This window comes from Acidimicrobiia bacterium, assembly GCA_018057765.1.
Taxonomy (GTDB): Bacteria; Actinomycetota; Acidimicrobiia; order IMCC26256; family JAGPDB01; genus JAGPDB01.
This window is the reverse complement of sequence record JAGPDB010000037.1, coordinates 1-7,749: the sequence shown is the minus strand read 5'-3', so window position 1 is coordinate 7,749 and position 7,749 is coordinate 1. Positions and strand designations below refer to the sequence as shown.

The window sequence follows — 7,749 nt, the reverse complement described above, 5'->3', positions numbered from 1 at the left end:
GGGGGGAAATCTCAGAAAACGGCAAAGGGGGCGGCTGGTGGGGCGCGTCCGCCCACGGCGGACAGGCGGCGCGGCTTACTCACAGCTCCGCTGAAACTGGGTTCGCGCAAAAGTGTAAAATTGCACCCACTTGCATTAATAACACCTGTTTCTGCAGCATTGCCATTACTATAAGGATCACCAATATTTGTAAAGTCATCATCAGCTGGTGAATAAATCTTTAGTTGATTGTCAGCATATTGAAAAAAACCTTCTTTACAATAAGTTTCTGCAGCGTTAGTTTTCTGTTTTGTTATTACAGACCCTGTTATCACTGTTGTAGCGATGAACAATAAAGCTAGAAATAGCTTTGCTAATTTTGTAATCGTATTAGATTTCATTGAATTTGACTCCCGGTTTTCGATTTGGCACGAATAATTTGTACGGGATAATAGTAGTGCAATAATTTAAATATGTAAAATCTGAACTTTAAATGAAAATATTCAATTTTTAGCAATGGGGCTCAGAAAATGCACATTTGGCACCGAAACTCGCGATATTTCGCATGAGAAGTCTCGCAACATTTTGCTATTCATAAAAATCGTCTTAATATTCATGAAGTTCTTTTCATATGAAACCGAGCGGCCCATAAGCGAAGGAACAAATTCGTGACTAGTATAAAATAAAAGTTCTCGTCTAAAACTATGCATTTCTGGCGCATCCCTCTTTAAGGGGTATTTACTCTATATTAATTGGCGCTATAAAATTATAGTTGATGAATGTATAGTTGACACAAAGTTTTTTATTCCTCTAGTGAATCAAAAGACTTAGATAAACTACATATATGGAAATTGAAATTAATGAAGTTGAAGAAACCTTATATAAAATTTTGACTAAGTTAGATTATTCAAAAGACGATATTAATTTAATTATTGACGTATACCTTGGTGGCGAACTAAGAGGTCAAGAAACTCATGGTTTGGCTCCATTTCCTTCCTTTGTCAAACAAGATTTTTCGCAGCTCGAAGAACCACAGGTAATACTTCATAGTCATTCTTTATATTATATTGATGCTAAAGGTCACCCTGGAATTACTGTAGGTAGAAAAGCTGCCGATGAAGCTATTGCTATTGCCAAAAAAGAAGGTGTTGGTAGCGCTGTTATAAAAAATATGCGTGACTGGTCACGCCCGGGAGCGATTGCTAACTATATTGCGAAACATAACATGGTTGGAGTTGTAACAAACATTGGAAGTGGTCAAGCTGTTGCACCTCCAGGCGGAGTCGACCCTACACTTGGCACTAACCCGATAGCCTATGCAATACCTACCGAAAACGAGCCGCTTGAAGTTGAGATGGCTACATCAAAAAAAGCTTGGGGCAATGTCCGTATTGCAAATAAATATGGTGTTGAGTTACCCGAAGATACTTTTCTAACTGCCGATGGTTCAAATGCTGTGTATCCTAAAGATGCACATTCTGTAAAAACATTTGGCGAGCATAAAGGTTTTGCTATTTCAATGATGATCGCAATTTTAAATGGAACAATGCTAGGCAACCCTTTAATAATTGAAGCAGATGCAAGTAATTACTCAAAACCTTGGCCTCCTAATTCTGGGAGTATTACAGTTTATAATCCAGAATTATTTGGTGGACTCAACACTTTCATTGCAGAAACTCAGGCTGGAATCAATTCAATAAAGAACAGCACACCAATGAGCGGTCAAACAATTACTATTCCTGGTGAGAGTTCAGGATCTCGATCTTTAAAAAATAAAGCAGAAGGGAAAATAGAGATCGCACCTGAATTATGGGAAGAAATTAATTCATTACTTCAGGTTTAGTTTTCAATTCCTAAAGCTAAAGGCATGTTTTGAAATAATGAATGTGGACTATTATATCCAATCACGTTTCCTAAAGATCCAAAACAATAGAAGCGATGCGCTCAAACCCAACCCTGATGCCACAAATACGCCTGATGTTTCGCCACTACCTGGAAAAGGCACGTTCATCCCGTAAAAGCCGGTGACCAAGGTAGGTACAGCAACAATAGCTGCCCAACTAGTTACTTGTTTTACAATCTGATTCTGTCGATAGTCCCGAAGATTAAGATTGGTTTCACTTATTGTTGCCACAAGTTCTCGTAAAACATCCGATGACTCATATACTCTGATTAGGTGGTCATGTAAGTCGTGAAAATACGGCACCATATTTTCATCTATAAAATGATTTTCTCTTCGAATCAAGACACTTAATGCTTCTCGCATCGAACTGATTACTCGATGAAATTGTACCAATGATTTACGCATATTAAACCATTCTTTTTGACTGGTAATATCGAAATACTCTCCAGAAAATATCCGCTCACCTATAGAATCGAAAAAATCATCGAACTTACTTACTGTATCTATATACTGATCAATTATAGAATCAAGAAGGCTGTATAGTAAAAAACTTACGCTAATAACTTCCTTTGTATTTGCCCATCTATTTGTGTATTCATCCATAGAAAAATTTTCTCCGTGCACAGTGATCATACAATTACTCTGTATAAACGAATCAATTTCTATGACTTGTAATTCTCCGGTATCTATATTTAACTTCAGTGAATGACATGCTAAGAATATGTGATCGGCATAGTAATCAATCTTCGGTCGCTGATGAGAATGTAATGCATCTTCAACTGCTAATTCATGTAAGCCGAGCTCTTTTGCAACACTAGATAAGTCGCTTTCAGAAGGTGAAGTAAAGTCAACAGAGACCATTGTTGTATTTGATTTTAAGAGATCAGAGATAGTTTCTATTGGAAAATCTTGGCTCGAAAACACACCATTAGTAAATGCGATTGTTTTAGTAGTTGCCATATACTTAATATTACTAGAATAATTGTTTATAAGACGTCTAACTCTTAAAACTTAAAGCGTTAATGGTGCTGGTGTGTATTGTTCCCATGGACCGGCGTTGCTTACTCTTATATGTGATTGATCAATACCACTCAGCGTAAGTGCGATCGGGGCCAAAATACCTAGCTTCTCTCCTAGATTATCTATTCCGATAAAATTGGGCTTGTAGGTATAGCAGTCGGCTTCATTTGTTGGCTCATTTTTAAAGATGCTCTTGTTAACTTACTTATCGTTGCGGGAATAAATGCTATCGTTTTCTTTCCTGTCATCATTAAATCATTTAAAAGACCAGAACTTGAAACATTAGGGCCATGGAGAATTAACTTAATCGCATCATTTATATTTCTTTTTACAATTGATTCAGCTGCAATAGCGATTTGGTTTTTTCCGGTAGAACAATTTCTCTTCTCGCTAACACTTAATATAGGTCTACAGCGAGGAAAAAGAGTTAATGCCACTCATTAGATTTTCAAGAGTCACAATTCTAGATTAGGTTAGAGTTAATCCTTGATCTCTATAAATAAAACTAGAAATCTTATCGGGCTTAACTTGCTCAAAATATAATTTTGCTTCGGGAGCCCATTTGCTATCCCAAAGTGCAATCTCAGCTTCACTGTCACCCTGTTGGCGGTTTCTTTCTTTTGCACGCATGGTAGCAATTTCAAGTGGACAATCTACCCATATACTTTCATCAACAAAAGGCAAAATCTCAGGACGAATTAATCGAATACCCTCAATAATTACTAGTCTTGGGCGTGGTATATCAACAACACTTTCGATTTCTTTATCGTCACGTTTGGTATAGTTCAATCGATCATCGTTTCGAATGTTAGCCAAAAGTTCAAAAATACTATCCCAGTCATGCATACCGAATAAATCTCTTGTTTGCATATAATCCTTAGCATGCAATGCGTCACTTTGGATGATTTGGTTTTTTGCAATATTGAATTGCTGAGCAAGCTTTTCAGCTAAAGTTGATTTGCCAGAACCCCCATGTCCAGATATTGCTATAACAACTACTTCTTGCTCAGCCAGTTGTTCTTCTATCAGCTTTACAAGATCTTTATACATACTTAAACATTACTAGGGTTTATATATAAAGATACAAAAAATAATTCATATTTATGCGAATCAATACACGAGTTAGTTAGATTGCTCGTTATTTTGTATTGATTTCCCTAAGTTGGTTCAGCCAAATATATGGTGGTCGACTAATGTCAGGATTTGTCTGTACAAAAATATTTAATGCAGAAAAATAAAAGTTACTCCTAAAATTAACAATACAATGCCAAAGATTTTTTCTAACTTATGCGCATCTATTTTCACTGCAGTTCGCGCACCAATATTTGCAAAAGGAATCGACATAGATCCAAATACCAATACAATTTTCCAATCGATATGGCCTAATACTGTGTGAACTATTGTGCCGGGAACTGCTAACACACTAGCCACAGCAAGTGAAGTTGCGAATGCAGATTTTATTGGCAATTTTAAAATTGCAATATATAAAGGCGCTAAAAGGAATCCTCCACTATTTGCCAATAAACCTGAAACTAGTCCAACAACAATAGATACTAAAATTATTTTCCAGTCAAAAATTTCAACAACACCAGTATTTTGTGTTTGTTTTTTTGCCAATAAGAATCGCAGACCCAACAGAGCGACAATAACATCGGTTGTTAAAACTAAAAAATCTCCACCTATCCAACGCGTTGCAATAGAACCAACTATCGTTGCAGGTATACCAAAAACGAGACTTAACTTTAAGACTCGATAGTTTAAATAATTGCCTTTACGATAAACATTAAATGCCGCTAATGTTGACGGTATGGTTGCAGGAAGTGGAGCGGCAACAGCAATTATTGCTGGTACACCTATAGCGTGTAATAATGGTGTTGCAATTGCTGAACCACCTTTACCGAATAACCCACTTAAGAAACCAATGCATAAACCTATTAAGGCTATCCCTAGCCATATCATTATTTATGTTCGCCAGGCATGACATCTATTTCTGACTTATGCCATACTGGACTATCGCCTGCAGTTTCAACATTAAATCCATAATCGTAGGCCAATCCGCCACCTATAGTTCCGCCTATCGCAACTAGTACTCCAATGACTATGCTTATCGAAAGTAATCCTAATGAAGTATATTTTTGATCACTGAAAATATTTAATCGCCAAATGATACCCGCTAATACAATTGCTGAAAGTACAAACATAACTGCCATGTGTGCATTAACTGTACGACGTGCTTGTGTACCTTTTTCTGTCGATTTTTTCCAATCATATAGGCCGGTTATAACTGCGAATATCGAAATGATGCCACCACATATAAGCACAAAGGTACTAGCACGAAATAGATCTCTTGCCCATGCTTGGTCCTTATTTAAAAATGAAACAATGTCTAAAGCCGGTGCAATAATGTATGCACCAACAGGAATAGTAGTTATAGGAGGGTGGAAAGGTTTACCCGCAAATCCTCTTAGTCCTTTGAATTTCCTTCCCTTTAAAGTTAACGATGGCTTAAATGAAAATGTACGCATAAGTTCCCCTTTATATTTATTGATATTAGTTTTTCTCTTTTATTTTTTCACAATTACCATATAATCGAACACAACAGTGTTGGGCTTGTGGTTCGAGCTTTGCAACAAGCTTTGTCTGATCAATCTCCTTAAGCATCGAATCAAGCATTGTATGATTCATTGAACAAATGAGTTCTTTATGTTCCTGTGCAATTGCATGAAATGGACAGTTATGTAATACAGTCACGCCATCGTCTAATGTTTCTGGTTCATAACCATACTGGCTAAGTCCACCTATTATTTGGCGATCAATTGATTCTTCATTTTTTATTGTTACACGAAGTTGTTCTGCGATCTTTTTTCCTTCTTCATGGGCAGAATCTGTAATTGCTTCGTCGAGCGTACATTTTCGGCTTAATGTACTATCGACTGCTTTAGCTAAAATTTGTGCAGCTATTTTATATTCACGAGATGGAAGTGAAACTTCAATCTCATTAGTTGCTCTTTTGTATAATTTACTAGGTCGGCCAACTTTGCCACCATTATCTCCGGGTAGGTTTTTAAAAACAACTTCTAATAAACCATCTTGCACTAAACGATCAAGATGGTGAGACGCTATTCCTTTTCTAAGTCCAGAAGCCTGTGCAGCCTGTTCCCTGCTGACATAATCATTTTGTGACACAATGAAATCGTATAGTAAGCGTCTATTGGGTTCAGCTAAACCACTAAGGCGAGATAAATTATCCTCATTATTCTCATTATCTTTACTTTCAGTGACTTCCATACAATAAAACTAACATATATTGATTTAAAAATAAAGCTTTGCTAATATAATCAATATATATTAACTAAAGGAGAATATTATGACAGACACTACAATCACATCCAGAGAACCTAGCGTTCAAGCATTTTGGATATTACGAATAGGCTTCACTGCTGCACCCATATTATTTGGAATAGATAAATTCACACATATATTAACCAACTGGGATAAATATCTTGCACCAGAATTCAGCGATTTATTTAATGCCAAAGCACATACTCTCATGTATATAGTTGGTGTAATTGAAATTGTTGCTGGAATAGTAGTATTTATTCAACCTAAATTTGGAGGACCACTTGTTGCAATATGGCTCGCAGCAATTATTGTAAATCTATTAATAATGGCAAACTATTACGACGTTGCACTTAGGGACTTTGGTTTATTTCTAGCTGCATTAGCTCTGTTTCGTCTTGCTGTAGCTTATGGTCCATCAATACCAAAGCGTTCTTAAAATAATTCATTGGGAACAGTAGATTAAAACTACTGTTCCTTTTTTTCTGGCCAAATTGAGTTAATTTCGTCTAATTGATCTTGTGCACGAAACGATTCCCATACAATACCAATTGAGTCGATAGTTGAAGTAAATCCATCAACAGAAGGGTCTTCAAATCCTAAATGACGCAAACTACCTGGCTGAAAACTTGGATCTACGCGCACTGAAAGATTAACTTCATTAGTGCGCCACAACGCATACTCGTTAGGTATAAATACTTCAGGGGAACTTCCGAGTCTTTTATTATAATCTTTAACTACTTCATCTAAGTTTTTTACTGAGAGTGCTAAATGTATTTTTTTTGACTTAGGTTTATCCATACTTCTATTCAAGCACATTTAAATATATTAAACCAACAAAGTTAGCTTAATAATTTCACTACTTCTTTCATAGAAGGATTAACTAAAAATGTACCATTAACATTTATAGTTGGAACTGTTTCATTCCCATTTGCTACAGATCTAACTTTGGCTGACGCACTCTCGTCTTCCCAAATGTTAAATTTATTCAGTTTAATATCTTCTTTTTTTAGTTTTGATTCCAGTGACATACAGAATGGGCAACCTGGCCTCCAGTAGAAATCAATTTCTCTACTGGAGCTACCATCAATTTTCTTATTCATATTAGGTTTAACAAATATTGTCTAATATTATTTCAACAATTTTTATTGACTACTTTATAGTTAACCTTCGCCTGCGTGTAATTAAAAGCATCAAAGTACCAAGTCCAAGTAACGCAGCAACAAGACTCATAGCAAGAACTGTATTCAAACCAGTGGCTGGTAGTGACCCTAATGTTGTAGTCACTGCTGTGCTTGGATCAACAACAGTTAAAGTAGCACCTGTTTGTGAATAATTGATTCGCAACTTTGATGAACCTGATACAAACACAGCACCATCAACAAGATTATTAAAAGTACCTGTCAGTGAAGTTGAATTAATAATCTTAAAAGTTGAACCGACACTTGGCACATAACTCAAAGTCATATTAAAAGTCGCGTTATTAAGCGCAACTGCACCACTCACAT

12 protein-coding genes are annotated in these 7,749 nt (G+C 36.2%); 2 read left to right on the top strand and 10 right to left on the bottom strand.

Annotated features, from left to right (window positions below):
• Positions 1 to 11 precede the first annotated feature (11 nt).
• Positions 12 to 380 carry a hypothetical protein gene (locus KBF89_08450; GenBank protein ID MBP9116351.1) on the bottom strand — a complete coding sequence of 123 codons (369 nt, stop codon included), beginning with the start codon at positions 378 to 380 and terminating at the stop codon, positions 12 to 14.
• Positions 381 to 823: 443 nt separating this feature from the next.
• On the opposite strand from KBF89_08450, the gene KBF89_08445 reads away from it, so the two are divergent.
• Positions 824 to 1,822 carry an Ldh family oxidoreductase gene (locus KBF89_08445; protein MBP9116350.1) on the top strand — a complete coding sequence of 333 codons (999 nt, stop codon included), beginning with the start codon at positions 824 to 826 and terminating at the stop codon, positions 1,820 to 1,822.
• A 51-nt stretch (positions 1,823 to 1,873) separates the two neighbouring features.
• Here KBF89_08445 and KBF89_08440 read toward each other — a convergent pair whose 3' ends face one another.
• The 6 genes from KBF89_08440 to KBF89_08415 form a co-directional block, all read right to left on the bottom strand.
• Positions 1,874 to 2,842, bottom strand: a complete 969-nt coding sequence (locus KBF89_08440; protein ID MBP9116349.1) for a magnesium transporter CorA family protein — start codon at positions 2,840 to 2,842, stop codon at positions 1,874 to 1,876.
• Between the two features lie 182 nt (positions 2,843 to 3,024).
• On the bottom strand, positions 3,025 to 3,339 hold the full coding sequence (locus KBF89_08435; GenBank protein ID MBP9116348.1) for a hypothetical protein: 315 nt from the start codon (positions 3,337 to 3,339) through the stop codon (positions 3,025 to 3,027).
• Between the two features lie 31 nt (positions 3,340 to 3,370).
• Positions 3,371 to 3,952, bottom strand: coding sequence for an AAA family ATPase (locus KBF89_08430; GenBank protein ID MBP9116347.1), 582 nt, complete (start codon positions 3,950 to 3,952; stop codon positions 3,371 to 3,373).
• A 171-nt stretch (positions 3,953 to 4,123) separates the two neighbouring features.
• On the bottom strand, positions 4,124 to 4,861 hold the full coding sequence (locus KBF89_08425) for a sulfite exporter TauE/SafE family protein (protein ID MBP9116346.1): 738 nt from the start codon (positions 4,859 to 4,861) through the stop codon (positions 4,124 to 4,126).
• Complete coding sequence (locus KBF89_08420; GenBank protein MBP9116345.1) at positions 4,861 to 5,427, bottom strand: DUF2231 domain-containing protein; 567 nt, start codon at positions 5,425 to 5,427, stop codon at positions 4,861 to 4,863. The genes KBF89_08425 and KBF89_08420 overlap by 1 nt, the downstream gene beginning before the upstream one ends.
• Before the next feature lie 25 nt (positions 5,428 to 5,452).
• Positions 5,453 to 6,190 carry a transcriptional regulator gene (locus tag KBF89_08415; protein ID MBP9116344.1) on the bottom strand — a complete coding sequence of 246 codons (738 nt, stop codon included), beginning with the start codon at positions 6,188 to 6,190 and terminating at the stop codon, positions 5,453 to 5,455.
• Between the two features lie 79 nt (positions 6,191 to 6,269).
• Here KBF89_08415 and KBF89_08410 point away from each other — a divergent pair, with 79 nt between their 5' ends.
• Positions 6,270 to 6,680, top strand: a complete 411-nt coding sequence (locus KBF89_08410; GenBank protein MBP9116343.1) for a hypothetical protein — start codon at positions 6,270 to 6,272, stop codon at positions 6,678 to 6,680.
• Positions 6,681 to 6,709: 29 nt separating this feature from the next.
• Here the strand turns inward: KBF89_08410 and KBF89_08405 are convergent, their stop codons facing one another.
• From KBF89_08405 to KBF89_08395, 3 genes are all read right to left on the bottom strand, one after another.
• Entirely contained in the window at positions 6,710 to 7,042 is a 333-nt protein-coding gene (locus KBF89_08405; GenBank protein ID MBP9116342.1) for a hypothetical protein, read from the bottom strand.
• Positions 7,043 to 7,083: 41 nt separating this feature from the next.
• Positions 7,084 to 7,344 (bottom strand): glutaredoxin family protein, encoded by a 261-nt coding sequence (locus KBF89_08400; protein MBP9116341.1) that lies wholly within the window; start codon positions 7,342 to 7,344, stop codon positions 7,084 to 7,086.
• Positions 7,345 to 7,393: 49 nt separating this feature from the next.
• Positions 7,394 to 7,749 (bottom strand): hypothetical protein (locus KBF89_08395; GenBank protein ID MBP9116340.1); only part of this gene is annotated, 356 nt, incomplete at its 5' end.

What these genes read in the sequence shown, in the direction of transcription:
- KBF89_08450 (MBP9116351.1), bottom strand. Translation starts at nt 380, where the DNA reads ATGAAATCTAATACGATTACAAAATTAGCAAAGCTATTTCTAGCTTTA.
- KBF89_08445 (MBP9116350.1), top strand. Translation starts at nt 824, where the DNA reads ATGGAAATTGAAATTAATGAAGTTGAAGAAACCTTATATAAAATTTTG.
- KBF89_08440 (MBP9116349.1), bottom strand. Translation starts at nt 2,842, where the DNA reads ATGGCAACTACTAAAACAATCGCATTTACTAATGGTGTGTTTTCGAGC.
- KBF89_08430 (MBP9116347.1), bottom strand. Translation starts at nt 3,952, where the DNA reads ATGTATAAAGATCTTGTAAAGCTGATAGAAGAACAACTGGCTGAGCAA.
- KBF89_08425 (MBP9116346.1), bottom strand. Translation starts at nt 4,861, where the DNA reads ATGATATGGCTAGGGATAGCCTTAATAGGTTTATGCATTGGTTTCTTA.
- KBF89_08420 (MBP9116345.1), bottom strand. Translation starts at nt 5,427, where the DNA reads ATGCGTACATTTTCATTTAAGCCATCGTTAACTTTAAAGGGAAGGAAA.
- KBF89_08415 (MBP9116344.1), bottom strand. Translation starts at nt 6,190, where the DNA reads ATGGAAGTCACTGAAAGTAAAGATAATGAGAATAATGAGGATAATTTA.
- KBF89_08410 (MBP9116343.1), top strand. Translation starts at nt 6,270, where the DNA reads ATGACAGACACTACAATCACATCCAGAGAACCTAGCGTTCAAGCATTT.
- KBF89_08405 (MBP9116342.1), bottom strand. Translation starts at nt 7,042, where the DNA reads ATGGATAAACCTAAGTCAAAAAAAATACATTTAGCACTCTCAGTAAAA.
- KBF89_08400 (MBP9116341.1), bottom strand. Translation starts at nt 7,344, where the DNA reads ATGAATAAGAAAATTGATGGTAGCTCCAGTAGAGAAATTGATTTCTAC.